This window comes from Novosphingobium sp. 1529 (assembly GCF_040544855.1).
Lineage (GTDB): Bacteria > Pseudomonadota > Alphaproteobacteria > Sphingomonadales > Sphingomonadaceae > Novosphingobium > Novosphingobium capsulatum.
On sequence record NZ_JBEPKW010000001.1, the window covers coordinates 749,028 to 763,854 of the forward strand.

Here is a 14,827-nt window from a genome sequence, read left to right on the forward strand (position 1 = left end):
CGAAGCCCCCGCCCTTGCGCGCCCTATCCGCCCAGGCCCGCGTCCACCTCTGCCCGCGTGGGCATCGAGGCGGCGGCACCTAGGCGCTGCACCGAGATTCCGGCCGCAACCACCGCCACAGTCAGCGCGTGGGCCATGGTTTCACCTTCCGCCAGCCGCGCGGCCAGCACGCCGCAGAAGGTATCACCCGCGCCGGTCGTATCCACCACCGGCACGGCCCGCGCAGGCAGGCGGATCGTGCCGTCCGGTCCTTCGGCCAGCACGCCGGCGCCGCCCAGGGTAACGATCACCCATTGCCCCGCGCGCGCCATCAGCCGGCGCGCGGCCCCCGCCAGGGCGATGTCTCCCTCCGGCACGCCTTCGCCCAGGAAGAACGCCAGTTCGGTTTCATTGACCACCAGGATATCGGCCAGCGGCAGGATCGCGCGCCCTTCGGCCGTGGCCGGCGCGGCGTTGTAAAGCGTGCGTGCGCCGCCCTCGCGCGCCAGGGTCAGAAAGCGGGCCACGGCCTCAGCCGGCACTTCGGCTTGGGCCACGGCCAGAGCAGCGCCGGCGGGAAAGTCTGTCGGTGCGGGAAGCGCGGCATTGGCGCCCGCCACGATCACGATCTGGTTCTCGCCCGCGTCAGACACGAAGACATGCGCAAGCCCGGTTGGGCCAGGCAGCCGCGCCACTGCGCCGGTGCCCACGCCGGCCTGGGCCAGGGCATCGAGCATCGCCACGCCATGGGCATCATCGCCCACCGCGCCCAGCATCACCGTGGGCACGCCCTGGCGTGCGGCGGCGACTGCCTGGTTGGCGCCCTTGCCGCCGGGCAGCAGGTCATAGCTGGTGGCCGCAACCGTTTCCCCGGCGCGCGGCAGGTGCGGCACGCGCATGACCAGATCGCGGTTGATCGATCCGAAAACGACGACTGCCATCAGGCGAGCACCAGATCGCCCGTGGCGCGGTCTGTGGCCAGGCGCGCGCCGGGCGCGCTGACAGCAAAGCGATCGGGATGCGGCAACAGCGCGAGCAGCGCCATGCCCAGCGCCAACGCGCCGACGATGGCGAGCGTCGCCACGACATAAGAGCCGCTGCGGTCAAAGCTCATGTCCATCAGCATCGGCGCCACGCCTTGGATGAACGCGACAACCGCATAGAACGCGCCGACGATCGTGCCGAAGTGGCGCAGCCCGAAATAGCGCGAGACGAAGTAGGACAGCGCGGCATATTCCGCCCCCATGCCGATGCCGAGCAGTGCGCCGGCGGTGATGATCGCCAGGCTGCCGGTGGAAAACTGCAGGATCAGCATGCCGGCCATGGCGCTGGCATACATCGGCAGGATCAGGCGCGGGGTGCGAAAGCGATCGAGCAGCCCGCCGGTCACCACCTGCCAGCCCGCCGTGACCAGGGCAAAGACCACCACCACGCCGGTGGCCTGCGCCAGCGACACACCATGGCCCATGAGGATCGGCACGACATGGGTGAACATCGCGGTCATCCCGCCGGCGCCGGCCGCCACCGCCACCAGCATCAGCCAGAATGTACCGGTGCGCGCGGCCTGGCCCAGGCTCATGCCGCTGGCGAGCGGGGATATGGCATGGCTATCACTGGCCGCAGCGGGTGGCGCATCGCGCATCCATAGCGCGATGAACGGCGCGGCCAGCGCCACGATCAGCCCGATCACCACATAGCCCATGCGCCAGCCATGGCTGGACAGGACCACGCCGGCCACGATTGGCATGATCGTGGCGCCCAGGCCATTGCCCACGCCCGCCGTAATCCCCAGCATCAGCCCGCGCCGTGCATCGAACCAGTTCGACACCACCTTGCTGACCATGCCTGTGGCCGCCATGGTGCCGAACAGCCCGACCACGGCGAAGCGCCAGTAGAAATCGAGCATCGTGCCATCGGCGCGCGACACCAGCAGGATGCCCACCGCCAGGCCGAGATTGCCCGCCAGCAGCAGCCAGCGCGCGCCAAACCGGTCCATCGCGCGGCCGATCAGCGGATAGCTGATCGCGCTGATCACCGAAATCAGCCCGAGCACGCCCGAAACACCGGCGCGCGGCCAGCCGAAATCCTGTGCGATCGGCACCAGAAACACGCCGATCGTGGCGGAAATCGCCGCGGTCATGCACAAGGTGTTGGCGATGGTGGCGGCGATGGCGACCTTGGCCGCCTGATAGCTGGGCGCAGAAGGCATGGTGCGCGGCGAGTCCCGGATAGTGAATGGCGCGGCTATCAGACCCCACGCCGGCGCGCTTGCCAAGCATGGAGGCCCGCTCGCAACAACGAGGGCGCCCGGCATCAATTTGGCAGCGCCACCAAGACCTGTTTATCATGCACTTGGCCTGGCAACACGCGCGCCTTGCAAAATTGCTTGCGCGGGCCGTCAAGACGGGGAACCCCTGCCCCGCTAGGTCGAGGCCGATCAGCGTGCCATCATCGAGCGGACCTTTCGGGGCAAAGCCCGGAACGACGATGCCACGATAGTGCCGATGCGCAAGGAGCCAAGCGACCTCATGCCCGATTCCGCCACCCGGATGCCCAGCCTGTTCATTCCCCATGGCGGCGGCCCCTGCTTTTTCATGGACTGGCGCGCAATGGGTGGGCCGGCCGACGCCTGGGACAAGACCGCCGGCTATCTCAAGGGCCTGATCGCGAGCCTGCCGGAAAAACCCAAGGGCATCGTGGTGATATCCGGGCATTGGGAGGAAGACGCGTTTACCGTCGCTTCCGCGCCCGCGCCGGGCATGATCTATGATTACTATGGCTTTCCGCCGCACACTTATGAACTGAAGTTTCCGGCGCCCGGCGCGCCCGCCTTGGCCGAGCGGATCGTGGCACTGATCCAGGCCGAAGGGCTGCCGGCACGCAGCGATGCCACGCGCGGGTTCGACCACGGGGTGTTCATCCCGTTTCTGCTGGTCACGCCTGAGGCCGATATTCCCGTGGTGCCGCTGTCGCTCAAGCGCGATCTCGATCCCGAGGAGCACCTGCGCTGCGGCCGCGCCCTTTCCGCGCTGCGCGACGAAGGCGTGCTGATCGTGGGTTCGGGCATGAGCTTCCACAACATGCGCGCGTTCTTTTCGCCGGCCGCCACGCAGCCTTCGGCCACGTTCGATGCCTGGCTTACCCAGGCGATCGAAAGCCCGCCCGAACAGCGCTGGCAAGCCTTGCGCCAGTGGGCCAGCGCGCCGGCCGGCCTGCAAAGCCACCCGCGCGAGGAACATCTCATCCCGCTGATGGTGGCAGCAGGTGCCGCCGCCGATGCGCCGGGCCAGCGCGACTTCACCGACAACGTGATGATGGCCGATATCTCTGCCTTCCGGTTCGGCTAGGATGCAGGCAGTCGATACCCTGGTCACCGGCGCCATGCTGGTGACGATGGACGCGCAGCGCCGCGTGATCCGCGATGGCGCGGTTGCCATGGCACAGGGCCGCATCGTGGCGGTGGGGCCAAGCGCAGAGGTGGCCGGCATGGTTGCGCCGCGCGAGGTGATCGATGCGCGCGGTTTTGTTGCCACGCCCGGCTTCGTCAATGCCCACGTGCATCTGACCGAAACCCTGATCCGCAATTTCCTGCCCGAGGCGCTGCCCTTTGACGAAGGGCTCAACCAATGGGTGATCCCGCTCTATCAAGGGCATACCCCGCAGGAACAGGCAATCGCCGCGCGGCTGGCCGTGCTGGCCATGCTCAAGACCGGCACGACCACGTTCCTCGAAGCCGGCACGCTGATCGCGTTCGAGGCCGTGGCCCAGGCGCTGGAGGGCACAGGCATTCGCGGACGCATCGGCCGCTGGTGCATGGACCGGGCGTTTGCTCCTGGCGAGGACCAGGCCGCGCTGACCCAGGCCGCGCTCGACGCGTTTGGCGCCGATCTGGCTGCCTGGCCCGATGACGGACGCCTGATCGCCGCCTGGCCGCTGCTGGTCGGGCACATGACCAATACTGCCGAGCTGTGGCAGGCGGCCACGGCCATCGCGCGCGAGAAAAACCTGCGCATTTGCGCGCACATGGCGCCCGCCGCCGGTGACCCGGAATGGTATCTGGCCAACACCGGCAAGCGCCCGGTGGAATGGCTGGCTGACCTGGGCGTGTTGGGCGATCACCTGGCGCTGGTCCACATGGTGCATGTCGACGAACGCGAAGTGGCCCTGCTGGCACAAAGCGGCACGCATGTGGTGCATTGCCCGGAAGCCTCGCTCAAAGGCGGCTATCAGGCCACCACGCGCGGGCTGTTTCCCGAAATGGCCGCCGCTGGCGTCAACATCGCGATCGGCACCGATGGCGGCGATCGGCATGATCTGATGCCCTCTGCCCGCCTGATGGCCGGCCTGTGGAAGGATGCGCGCGGCGACACTGCGCTGTTCCCGGCCGAAAGCGCGCTGGAAATACTCACCGTCAACGGCGCGCGCGCCATGGGCCTGGAAGGGCAGGTGGGCACGCTGGCCGTGGGCGCACGGGCAGACCTGGTGCTGCACGATACCCGCCGCCCGGAATGGATGCCGCTGCACAACCCGGTGCAACAACTGGTGTGGTCTGCCGATGGGCGCGGCGTGCATAGCGTGTGGGTCGATGGCCGCCGCGTGGTAGACGCTGGGCGCTGCACCACTATCGATGAAGAACAACTGCTGGCGCAGGCGCAAGACGCCGCGCAAGCGCTGGTTTCCAGGTCGGGCCTGCCCCTGCGCATGGCCTGGCCGATCCTTTGACAAAGGCAAGCATTCCCATGGCCTATGAAACGATAACGGTACGTAATGTGACCCCGGCGATCGGCGGGGAAGTGTTTGGCCTCGATCTGACCCAGCCCCTGCCCGACGCGCAGGTGGCCGAGCTGAAAGCCGCCATGGCCGATCGGCTGGTGTTGTTCTTCCGCGATCAGCCGATCGCCCACGAAGACCATATCCGCCTGGCCAACTATTTCGGCGGCGTGCACATCGCGCCCAGCACCGCGCCCTGGCAGGTGCCCGGCCACCCGGAAGTGACGATCATCCACGCCGATGAAAACAGCACGTTCGTGGCCGGCGAAGACTGGCATTCCGACATGAGCTGCGACGAAGCGCCGCCGATGGGCTCGATCCTCTATCTCCACACCATGCCGCCCGTCGGCGGCGATACCGTGTTTTCCAACATGTATGCCGCCTATGACGCGCTGTCTGACCGGATGAAGGCCTATCTTTCGGGGTTGACCGCCGTGCACGATGCCGTGGTCGGCTTTGGCGGGATCACGCCCGAAGGCATGAAGCTGCCGCGCCACAGCCATCCCGTGATCCGCACCCACCCGGTGACGGGCAAGAAGTGCATCTATGTGAACCGTGGCTTCACCACCCATATCGAGGGCGTGCCCGCGATCGAGAGCCGCGCGATCCTGACCTACCTCTATGAACACGTGCAGCATCCGATGTTCCAGTGCCGCTTTCGCTGGCAGCCGCATTCGATCGCGTTCTGGGACAACCGCTGTGCGCAGCATTCGGCGATCTGGGACTATTTCCCGCAAGTCCGCTCGGGCTATCGCGTGCAGATCCTGGGCGAAAAGCCGGAATGAGCGCCGGCCACCACGCCTTCACCGCGCGTGAAGGCGTGGTGGCGCTGGCCGTGTCGCTGGCGCTCTTCCTCGGCCAGGGCATCGTCTTTGCCGGCATGGGGCTGGCGCTGTTTGCCACGGGCCAGGCCCTGCACCTGGGGCCCGCCGCGCTGGGCGCAGCCTTTACCATGGTGATCGTGGGGGCCAGCGCCGGGGCCACGCTGCCGGTGTGGCTGATCACGCGGATCGGCGGGCGCCTGACGATGACCGGCGGCGCGCTGGTCATGGCCGCCGGCCTCGCGCTGGCGGGCCTTGCCAGCGGCCTTGCCCTGCTGCTGCCGGCGATGGCGCTGGCGGGCGCAGGCTTTTCCCTGCTCGCCAATACCCCGGCCTATGCGATGATCGCGGGCTGGTCGGGCCCTCGCACCAATCGCGTGCTGGGCCTCTATCTGATGATCGGCGCGCTCGGCAATGCCGCCGGGCCGGCGCTGGGCCAGGAACTGATCGCCGATGGCCTGGGCTATTGGCGCGGCACTTGCGCGCTGGCGCTGATCTTGGCGGTGCTGCTGCTGACCGTGCTGCGCGATCCGCCGGCGCCTGCCTTGCCCGATGCCCCGCGCGCGGCAGGCTGGTGGCGGCCGCTGCTGGGCCCGCGCTTTGCCGTGCTCGCCAGTGCCATGGTTCTTTCGCAAGCCGTGATCATGACCGCGCTCAGCGTTGCGCCGGCGCATCTTTCCCCGGCGCTGGGATGGAACGCGGGCGCCGTGGCGCGGGTGCTCGCGCTGCAAGGCCTGCTTGGCGCGCTGGGCACGGGCCTTGCCGGCTTTGCCCTGCGCCATGTCCGCGCGGTGCGGTTGCTGGCGCTGTCGCTGTTGGCCACGGCGTTGGGCATGGGCGCCCTGGCTCAAGGCGGTGCGCTGATGGTCAACTGGGGCTTTGTGCCGCTGTTCGGCGTGGGCTCGGCCCTTGTCGCCATGGCGGTCACGGTACTGCTTATGGAATGGTTCGGGCACGAAACCGGCACGGCCGGCCTGGCGCTATGCTGGACGCTCGCCGGCCTTGCCGCGTTAGGGCCGGGCCTGGCCGGGGTACTGGCGCAGTGGACCGGCAGCTATGCCGGCGCGATATGGCTGCTGGGCGCGTCATGCGTGCCAGTGGCAGTGGCGGCGGGGGTCTTGCACCGTGCCAAACCTATAGAGACCCCGTCATCCCGGGCTTGACCCGGGATCCCGCTTTTCTGTCTTAGGCCGAGAAAAGAAGCGGGACCCCGGATCAAGTCCGGGGTGACGGTTAGGCAATGCCTGTTTGTCTGGTTTTCGATCTCTGACCTGCCAACAAAACAGCCCGGCGGATCGCTCCACCGGGCTGTTTTTGTGCGCCAAAAATTGGTTCAGGAAATCAGCCGCGGCACTGCCATGCCGCGCACATCGAAATGCGCATCGGGATGTTCGGCCGCGCCATCGCGCGGGGCGGCACGGTGCTGCACCACGCCGTTCTTGCCAAAGCCTTCGACCACCGGGCGCGCGCCCTTGCTCGACAGCCACAGGCGCAGCAGGTGGCGCTTGCGCTGCGGTTCGGGCCAATCCCAGAATGTGGTGCGCGCATGCAGCGCGGCGTAGTTCGACAGCCACTGGATATCGCCGGGCCGGAAATCCATCTCGATCGCCATGCCTTCTTCATAGGTGATCTCGTCGAACAGGCGCAGCACCTCGATCTGGTCCTCGGTCAACTGCGGCACGCCGGGATATTCCTGCGCGGTAAGGATATAGAGCGAGCCGGCATACATGCTGAACACGCCATCCTCCAGGCTGACGATCGGCGAGGTATAGGTATCGGCCGGGGCTTCATGATCCTGGCGGCGCCAGTCCCAGTGGAACGGCTCGAACAGCAGGGGCGCGAGATCGGGGCGGCGGCGCAGGATCTCATTGTAGATTTCCGCGCCCGAAACCAGGCACGAAAGCCCCCCTTCCCGCGCCCCGCGCAGACACATCAGCGCGACGATATCTGAGCTGTCAGAGTGATAGACCAGCTTGTCGCGCACCTTGGACGAAAGCGCGGTGGGATCGTCCATCGTCTTGTCAGACGTGGCATAGACATGGTCGATCAGGTCACCCATCTCGTTCTGGCGGATGGGATCGCCCATGTGCAGGCCAAGAATGTAATAGATCGCACAGGACAGCGCATCGGAATAGAGTTCTGCACGCAGGCCCCGCACCAGCACGAAGCCGCGCCCGAAATCCACTTCCTGACGCCATTCCTCGCAAGCCTGGGCAGTTTCCACCAGCGGATAGTCCTGCGCCTGCACCGTGCGCAGATCGGGATCGTCGGCCATGAAGCGCGCGCCCAGCGTTTCCAGTTCGGCAATCTGCGCGGCCGACAGTTCAAAGACCCAGTCCTGCCCCTGGCTCAGCCGGTCGCCACGCCAGGCGGCGCGGCTGGTGATGGGGGATAGCACGGGGGCGGAAGGCGTGATCACGGACAAGGCTTGGTTCCTTTGCAGCGGCGCGAAAGCATCTGACAAAAACGCATGTGCCATCATGCACTGCGCCATGTCTTGACCTGGCGCGCAAGAGATTTGGACCGGCACCGCCCGCGTCATCCGACATCATCGGTCCTTTGGGCACCTTGCATCGCAACATGGGGCTTGCTGCATCGCGGATCGGTCAACTATTCGTGCGTTGCCACGCAAGACCGCAGGGCGGTTGAACACCGATGCTGGGGCACGACAAAAAGGCCGGCCATAACGAAGGCCAGGTTCAGGGAGAACATACAGCCGGGAGGCTGTCTGAAAGCGATGAAAAGCATTTCTCGAGGGGGGAAACCCATGCGCCCGTCATCCGTCCTGCTCACTGCCACTGCATCGCTCCTGGCGCTTGCCGCCACCTCTGCCCGCGCCGCCGATGCGGCCAGCGCATCCGCCGCCGAAACGGCGCCTGCTCCGGCCGCCGATCCGATGGTCGACGCCGATGGCAGCCCGCTCGGCACCATCGTGGTCAACGGTGAAAAGCGGGAAGTGAACCTGCAAACCGCACCGATCGCGATCAGTACCGTTTCGGCCGACGCGCTGCGCCAGCGCAACGCCACCGAACTGGCCGATCTCAACGGCTTCGTTCCCGGCCTCACCGTGACCAAGAGCGAGGGCAACGAACGCGTCATCGCCATTCGCGGCGTCGGGTATGAAACCGCGCAGAACCCCAATTCGCAGCCCGGCGTCGCGTTTCATATCGACGGGGTCTATATCGCCCACGTCGTCGCGCTGAACCAGGATCTGCTCGATGTGGATCACGTGGAAGTGCTGCGCGGCCCGCAAGGCACGGTGTTCGGCCAGACGTCTACCGGCGGCGCGGTCAACGTGATCACGCGCAAGCCCGTGCTCGGCGAATATACTGGCGAAGCGCAGCTCAGCTATGGCAACTACAACTATGTGCGCGCCATGGGCACCTTGAACGTGCCGATTGCCGAAACGCTGGCGCTGCGCGGCACGGTGCAATACCTGCGCCATGATGGCTATGGCTATGCCGTGGGCGTGCCCGGCTATGCCAAGTATCCGCTCGACGATGCCAACAATATCGGCGGCCACGTCTCCCTGCTGTGGCAGCCCAGCCCCGATACCAGCGTGACGCTTTCGGCCCAGTCGTTTGATGCCAGCCACAATGCGGCGCTGCAAAAGTGCCTGCTGTGCAGCACCGATCCGGCCGCCGGCAGCACCACCTACATCGCCGATCCCAATGCCGATCCCCGCGTGGTCAGCCAAGATTTTGGCGGCAAGTACGTGACCAAGACTCGCATGGCCTACCTCTCGATCGCGCAGACGATCGATGACAAGGTCGTGCTCAAGTCGGTGACCGCCTACCAGTATCTCAACAAGAACCAGTCGGGTGACAACGACCGCTTCATCTATGCCAACTATCACGACAACATCGTCAAGTGGCAGGACATGAGCAGCACCTGGACGCAGGAAGTCTCTGCCTCGTCCACGCCCAACAAATCGCTCGAATGGGTCGTCGGCGGGTTCTACCTGCGCCAGCATGCGCTGCAGAACATCATGGAATACACCACCGGCGGCTTTTCCACCGATCCGGCCACCGGCCAGGCCGTGTCGTTCCAGACCGACAGCCCCTACCAGCACACCTCGTGGGCCGGGTATGGCCAGGCGATCTTCCACGCTACCGACGCACTCGATCTGATCGCCGGCGCGCGCTACAGCTGGGACAAGATCTCGGCCCAGCCGGTGCAGTATTTCGCCACCGTGCCCGAACGCATCGCGACCAGCGATGCGCTGACCGGCAAGGTCAGCGTGCAATACCAAGTCACGCCCAACAACATGCTCTATGTCACCGGGTCAAAGGGCTACAAGCCCAGCGGCGTCACGTTCGCGGGCAATTCGATCTTCGTAAAGAGCACCTACGCCAAGGAAACCGTCTGGGCGGCCGAAGTGGGTTCGAAGAACGAGTTCTTCGACAAGACCCTGCGCCTCAACGTGGCGGGCTATTACTACTGGTACAAGGATTTCCAGTTCACTGCCGAAGACCCGGTGCCCTTTGCCGGTGGCACGGCCAACATTCCGCGTGCGCAGACCTATGGCGTGGAGTTCGAAACCACCTGGGCGCCGACCAAGCAACTGCGCTTTGACGGCACTCTCGCGCTGGCCGAAGGCAAGTTCCACGGCGACTATTACACGATCGATAAGCAGACCGCGCAGGATATCCGCGCCACGACCTATGCTGCGCTGGGTTATCCCGCCGGGTGGTATTACGATCCGCGTGTGATTGCCGCGGTGATCGCCGCGTCCACCAATACCAACGGCAAGAAGATCCCCAAGCTGCCGGGTGTGCAGGGCAGCTTTGCCGCGACCTATACCGCGCCGGTTGGCCCGGGCGAGCTGATGCTGCGCGGCGAAGTGATCTATCGCGGCAAGTTCAACTCGCGCATCTTCAATGTGCCGCAGTTCGACACGGTGCCGTCCTACACCATCGGCAACCTGATGATCCAGTATCAGCCCGATGCCTCGCCCTTCACCTTCTCGGTCACGGGCACCAACATCACCGACAAGGCCGGGGTCAGCAACAAGTTCGCCGATCCTTATGGTTCGGGCACCACCAGCGTGGAATACATTCCGCCGCGCCAAGTGTTTGCCACGGTCGGCTACAAGTTCTAAGACGCGTCGTTTCCACCTTGCCGGCAGCGCGGTTCACACACCGCGCTGCCGTTTTTTTGTGCGGGTGGCAAGCAACCCCAATCCACAAACCATCGTCACCCCGGGTTTGCCCCGGGGTCCCGCTGTTCTTGATCCAAGCGCAAGGAACAAAAGAAAGCGGGACCCCGGATCAAGTCCGGGGTGACGAGTTGGTTCAGATAAGACCGAGGATCGCTCAGTCGATCAGGCGGTGCACTTCGCGCACAAAGGCCTTGGCTGCCTTGGCCACGTCTTCCGCGCTGCGCCCGGCCTTGTAGAGCGCCGAGCCCAGGCCCCCACCGGCCGCACCCGCCGCCATCCAGTCTGACAGGTTTTCCGGCGTGACGCCGCCCACGGCCAGCACCGGCACATGGCGCGGGATCACTGCCAGTTGCGCCTTGAGCACGGCGGGGCTCGCGGCCTCAGCGGGAAACAGCTTGAGACCGTGGGCGCCGGCGTCGAGCGCGGCAAAGGCCTCGGTCGGCGTGGCATAGCCGGGCAGCGACACCATGTCGTGCGCCACGCTGCGCGCGATCACCGCCGGGTTGACGTTGGGCGAAACCACCAGCGTACCGCCGGCATCGCGCACCGCATCCACCTGGTCCACATTGAGCACAGTGCCCGCCCCAACCAGCACGTTGCTGCCATAGCGGTGGGCGATCTTTTCGATCGACACCAGCGGATCGGGCGAATTGAGCGGCACTTCGATCATGGCAAAGCCGGCCTCGACCAGAACATCGGCCATGGCCTCGATCTCGTCAGGGCGCACCCCGCGCAGGATCGCCACGAGCGGGCAATGGCGCATGGCCTGGGCGAAACGATCGGCGGCGGTGTGGTCAGCGGTCACGAACAAGGCTCCAGATCTGGGCGATGCCGGCAACGAACGCGGCATGGCTGTCAACAAGGTGGGCGCGGCCGCCGCATTGGGCAATGGCTGCGGTGTAAAGCGCGCCGAGCATCGGATCGGCAAGGAGATAGACATCGCTGCCCGCGGTCACGCCTGCCCCGCGCACATCACTGCCGATGAGCAGGCCCGAGGCGTGCGCGGCGCTGTCTTCCACCGCGCGCAGGCCCAGCAGGGCCGCTGCCCGCACGCCGAACAGCGCCGTCAGCAAGGCCGGGTCGGCGCTGGCTGCTACCCCGGCGCGGAACGCCGGGCCGTCGGCCACCGGCCCGCCCAGGAATTCGGCGAGAAGGCTGTGCTGCTTGAGCAGGGCAAACATTTCGCCGGTCATGCTGGTGGAAAAGCTGGCCACCGCGCCATCAACCATGCGCGCCCACTTGCAGTGCGTGCCGGGCTGGCACAGCAGCGCGTCGGCGGGCGCGAGCCCGGCGTGTACGGCGCCGAGCAGTTGCACTTCCTCGCCACGCATCACATCGCCGCGCGGGTCAGACAGGCCCGGGACGATCCACGTGCGCGGCGCCACTTCATGCAGCGCGCCGGCAATCTGATCCGCGCCCGCCGGGCATGGCAGATAGGGCACCAGCGCCCAGCCGCGCTGCGAGCCGACCATGCCGGCGGCAACCACCGGCCAATCGCCCATCCGCGCGCGGATCGCGGCCACTTCATCGGCAAAGCCGCCCGGCCCAACCGCCAGCACGCCGCGATCGTCGCGAAAGGTCTCCAACACGCTACCCGCGCGATCGAGCAGATAGACACGGCGATTGGTGGTGCCCCAATCGATAGCAAGGAAACGGTCGTTCACGGTCAAATCACCACCAATAGGCATAGAGGGCCACCAGGATCGCCAGGATCGCCACGGCGGCGGCGTTGAAGCCGGCGCTGGTGCGGAACAGGTGCGCTTCCTTGCGGATGCCCTCGCCTTGTTGCACCTGCGGGCGCGCGAGCGAAACCCCCATGGCCAAGAGCAGCGAAATCACGAAGATGATCGCCATGCGGTTCATGAACGGCACTGCCTCGAGCGCAGCAATCCCGCCAAAGCGGAACACCAGGCTGAGCAGCACCGAGGCCACCGCGCCGGTCAGCGCGCCCGCCTCTGTCGCGCGGGGCCAGAACAGGCCGAGCAGGAAGATCACTGTGATCCCCGGCGTGACGAAGCCCGAGAACTCCTGGATGTACTGGAACGCCTGGTCGAGCCCGCCGAGCAGCGGCCGCGCGGTGAGGATGGCGATCACCACCGCCAGGGCCGCCGCCACGCGGCCCACCGTCACCAGCTTCTTCTCGCTCTGCTGCCCCTTGGCAAAGCGGGCATAGATATCGAGCGTGAAGATCGTGGCGATCGAGTTGATCTTGCTGGCGGTCGAGGCGATGATCGCGGCGACCAGCGCGGCGAAGACCAGGCCGAGCAGGCCCGGCGGCAACATGCGCATCATCGCCGGATAGGCTTCGTCGGGCTTGGCGAGGTTGGGCGCCAGCAGCACGGCAGCAATCCCGGGCAGCACGATGATGATCGGCATGATCAGCTTGAGGAAACCGGCAAAGACCATGCCGCGCTGCGCTTCGGGCAGGCTCTTGGCGGCCAGCGCGCGCTGGATGATGTACTGGTTGCATCCCCAGTATGACAGGTTGGCGATCCACATCCCGCCGATGATCACCGACAGGCCCGGCAGATCCTTGTAGTGCGGATCATTGGCCGAGAGGATCATGTGGAAATGCTCGGGCGCCTGCTGCACCAGCGCCTTGAAGCCCGAGAGGATACCCGGCCCATCGCCATAGAGCTGGCCGATCTGCCCCAGGGTGAGCCAGGCGATCACCAGCCCGCCCAGCACCAGCAGCGTCACCTGCACGATATCGGTCAGCGCCACGGCCTTGAGCCCGCCACGCAGCTGATAGAGCAAAGCGAAGATGCCCAGCCCCGCCAGCGCCACGTCCTGGTTGACGCCGGCCACCTGCATTACCGCCACCGAGCCGAGCCAGATGATCGAGGTGAGGTTCACGAAGACATAGAGCACCAGCCAGAACACCGCCATGACCGTGCGGATCGTCGGGCCAAAGCGCTGTTCGAGGAACTGCGGCATGGTATAGATGCCGTTCGCGAGGAAGATCGGCAGGAAATACTTGGCGACCAGCAGCAGCGTGGCCGCAGCCATCCATTCGTACGAGGCGATGGCAAGGCCGATCGCATAGCCCGACCCGGCCATGCCGACGATCTGTTCGGCCGAGATATTGGCCGCGATCAGCGAGGCGCCGATCGCCCACCACGGCAGCGATTTGGACGCGAGGAAGTAGTCGGTCGTGTCGGTTTCGTGCCCGGCCTTCTTGCGGCTGACCCATTGGGCCAGCGCGAAGATGAACACGGCATAGGCCGCCACCACGGTGGCATCGAGTGTCGATAGGCTCATTTCCCGCCCTCTCTGGTCGTTTGCGCGGGATTTGGCCTTGCCAATCCTGATCCGCGTCTATTTATATGATTAAAAAAGCACCCCATCGTGAAGGGATATCCGTGGCATTCCAACCGCTCGAAGCACGCGACGCGCTCGGCCGCAATCTCACCTACGGTCTGCTCGATCGCCTGGGCCTGCTGATCGTGGGCGGCGCCTATGCCGATCGGCCGTTTCCGACCGAGGCGGAGTTGTCTGAAGCGCACGGCGTCAGCCGCTCTGTCACGCGTGAGGCGGTCAAGATGCTGACGGCCAAGGGCCTGGTCAGCGCGCGGCCGCGCCAGGGCACGATCATCCAGCCCGACAGCCAGTGGAACCTGTTCGATCCCGACGTGCTGCGCTGGATGCTCGAGCGCCGCTTTTCGATCGACCTGCTTACCCATTTCGGCCAGCTGCGCGTGGCGATCGAGCCGGCTGCGGCGGCACTGGCCGCGCGCGAGGCGACCGAGGATGGCCTGGCGCTGATCCGTGCCGGCTTTGCCCGCATGCGCGCCGCCGATGCGGGGCAGGACGATGTGCTGGAAGCCGACGTTGCCTTCCACGTCGCCATTCTCAAGGCGTCGGGCAATCCGTTCTTCGGCCAGTTCCGCGATGTGGTGTCGACCGCGCTCAAGACCTCGATCCGCTATACCAACCGCATTGTCGGGCGCAGCGCCGATCTTGCCGCGCACGAGGCGGTGATGGAGGCGATCCTGGCGCGCGATGGACAGACCGCGCAAGCCCGCATGCGCGTGATCATCGAGGACGCGCTCGATGCCATTCGCCTGAACGAGGAAGCGCTGGCCTGATACCCACA

The 14,827-nt window shown here is 66.1% G+C and carries 12 protein-coding genes; 6 read left to right on the forward strand and 6 right to left on the reverse strand.

The genetic code is table 11. The annotated features are described in order from the left end of the window. Positions 1 to 23: 23 nt before the first annotated feature. Together ABIC78_RS03310 and ABIC78_RS03315 are read right to left on the reverse strand one after the other, a co-directional pair. A complete protein-coding gene (locus ABIC78_RS03310) occupies positions 24 to 920 on the reverse strand; it encodes a ribokinase (protein WP_354487830.1) in 897 nt (298 codons plus the stop codon). Further along, a complete protein-coding gene (locus ABIC78_RS03315) occupies positions 920 to 2,188 on the reverse strand; it encodes an MFS transporter (RefSeq protein ID WP_354487832.1) in 1,269 nt (422 codons plus the stop codon). The genes ABIC78_RS03310 and ABIC78_RS03315 overlap by 1 nt, the downstream gene beginning before the upstream one ends. 319 nt (positions 2,189 to 2,507) lie before the next feature. Between ABIC78_RS03315 and ABIC78_RS03320 the strand changes: the two genes are divergently transcribed. From ABIC78_RS03320 to ABIC78_RS03335, 4 genes are read left to right on the forward strand one after another with little or no spacing between them, the layout of a single operon-like run. After that, complete coding sequence (locus ABIC78_RS03320) at positions 2,508 to 3,326, forward strand: DODA-type extradiol aromatic ring-opening family dioxygenase (protein ID WP_354487834.1); 819 nt, start codon at positions 2,508 to 2,510, stop codon at positions 3,324 to 3,326. A gap of 1 nt (position 3,327) precedes the next feature. Beyond that, on the forward strand, positions 3,328 to 4,701 hold the full coding sequence (locus ABIC78_RS03325; RefSeq protein ID WP_354487836.1) for an amidohydrolase family protein: 1,374 nt from the start codon (positions 3,328 to 3,330) through the stop codon (positions 4,699 to 4,701). Positions 4,702 to 4,718: 17 nt separating this feature from the next. Continuing rightward, positions 4,719 to 5,534, forward strand: coding sequence for a TauD/TfdA dioxygenase family protein (locus tag ABIC78_RS03330; protein ID WP_169048979.1), 816 nt, complete (start codon positions 4,719 to 4,721; stop codon positions 5,532 to 5,534). Beyond that, a complete protein-coding gene (locus tag ABIC78_RS03335) occupies positions 5,531 to 6,733 on the forward strand; it encodes an MFS transporter (RefSeq protein WP_354487838.1) in 1,203 nt (400 codons plus the stop codon). The genes ABIC78_RS03330 and ABIC78_RS03335 overlap by 4 nt, the downstream gene beginning before the upstream one ends. A gap of 170 nt (positions 6,734 to 6,903) precedes the next feature. Here ABIC78_RS03335 and ABIC78_RS03340 read toward each other — a convergent pair whose 3' ends face one another. After that, a complete protein-coding gene (locus ABIC78_RS03340) occupies positions 6,904 to 7,989 on the reverse strand; it encodes a TauD/TfdA family dioxygenase (protein WP_354487839.1) in 1,086 nt (361 codons plus the stop codon). Positions 7,990 to 8,337: 348 nt separating this feature from the next. On the opposite strand from ABIC78_RS03340, the gene ABIC78_RS03345 reads away from it, so the two are divergent. Continuing rightward, positions 8,338 to 10,671 carry a TonB-dependent receptor gene (locus ABIC78_RS03345; protein ID WP_354487840.1) on the forward strand — a complete coding sequence of 778 codons (2,334 nt, stop codon included), beginning with the start codon at positions 8,338 to 8,340 and terminating at the stop codon, positions 10,669 to 10,671. A gap of 214 nt (positions 10,672 to 10,885) precedes the next feature. Here ABIC78_RS03345 and ABIC78_RS03350 read toward each other — a convergent pair whose 3' ends face one another. From ABIC78_RS03350 to ABIC78_RS03360, 3 genes are read right to left on the reverse strand one after another with little or no spacing between them, the layout of a single operon-like run. After that, positions 10,886 to 11,494, reverse strand: a complete 609-nt coding sequence (locus ABIC78_RS03350) for a 2-dehydro-3-deoxy-6-phosphogalactonate aldolase (protein WP_028657614.1) — start codon at positions 11,492 to 11,494, stop codon at positions 10,886 to 10,888. A 31-nt stretch (positions 11,495 to 11,525) separates the two neighbouring features. Further along, the gene (locus ABIC78_RS03355) at positions 11,526 to 12,419 is read right to left on the reverse strand and encodes a 2-dehydro-3-deoxygalactonokinase (protein WP_107715800.1); all 894 of its coding nucleotides are present in this window, start codon (positions 12,417 to 12,419) and stop codon (positions 11,526 to 11,528) included. After that, positions 12,403 to 13,992 (reverse strand): sodium/sugar symporter, encoded by a 1,590-nt coding sequence (locus ABIC78_RS03360; protein WP_354487842.1) that lies wholly within the window; start codon positions 13,990 to 13,992, stop codon positions 12,403 to 12,405. Before ABIC78_RS03360 ends, ABIC78_RS03355 begins: the two co-directional genes overlap by 17 nt. Positions 13,993 to 14,057: 65 nt before the next feature. On the opposite strand from ABIC78_RS03360, the gene ABIC78_RS03365 reads away from it, so the two are divergent. Continuing rightward, entirely contained in the window at positions 14,058 to 14,819 is a 762-nt protein-coding gene (locus ABIC78_RS03365) for a FadR/GntR family transcriptional regulator (RefSeq protein WP_171794366.1), read from the forward strand. Positions 14,820 to 14,827: the final 8 nt, after the last annotated feature.

What these genes read in the sequence shown, in the direction of transcription:
- ABIC78_RS03310 (WP_354487830.1), bottom strand. Translation starts at nt 920, where the DNA reads ATGGCAGTCGTCGTTTTCGGATCGATCAACCGCGATCTGGTCATGCGC.
- ABIC78_RS03315 (WP_354487832.1), bottom strand. Translation starts at nt 2,188, where the DNA reads ATGCCTTCTGCGCCCAGCTATCAGGCGGCCAAGGTCGCCATCGCCGCC.
- ABIC78_RS03320 (WP_354487834.1), top strand. Translation starts at nt 2,508, where the DNA reads ATGCCCGATTCCGCCACCCGGATGCCCAGCCTGTTCATTCCCCATGGC.
- ABIC78_RS03325 (WP_354487836.1), top strand. Translation starts at nt 3,328, where the DNA reads ATGCAGGCAGTCGATACCCTGGTCACCGGCGCCATGCTGGTGACGATG.
- ABIC78_RS03330 (WP_169048979.1), top strand. Translation starts at nt 4,719, where the DNA reads ATGGCCTATGAAACGATAACGGTACGTAATGTGACCCCGGCGATCGGC.
- ABIC78_RS03335 (WP_354487838.1), top strand. Translation starts at nt 5,531, where the DNA reads ATGAGCGCCGGCCACCACGCCTTCACCGCGCGTGAAGGCGTGGTGGCG.
- ABIC78_RS03345 (WP_354487840.1), top strand. Translation starts at nt 8,338, where the DNA reads ATGCGCCCGTCATCCGTCCTGCTCACTGCCACTGCATCGCTCCTGGCG.
- ABIC78_RS03350 (WP_028657614.1), bottom strand. Translation starts at nt 11,494, where the DNA reads ATGCGCCATTGCCCGCTCGTGGCGATCCTGCGCGGGGTGCGCCCTGAC.
- ABIC78_RS03355 (WP_107715800.1), bottom strand. Translation starts at nt 12,419, where the DNA reads ATGCCTATTGGTGGTGATTTGACCGTGAACGACCGTTTCCTTGCTATC.
- ABIC78_RS03360 (WP_354487842.1), bottom strand. Translation starts at nt 13,992, where the DNA reads ATGAGCCTATCGACACTCGATGCCACCGTGGTGGCGGCCTATGCCGTG.
- ABIC78_RS03365 (WP_171794366.1), top strand. Translation starts at nt 14,058, where the DNA reads ATGATTAAAAAAGCACCCCATCGTGAAGGGATATCCGTGGCATTCCAA.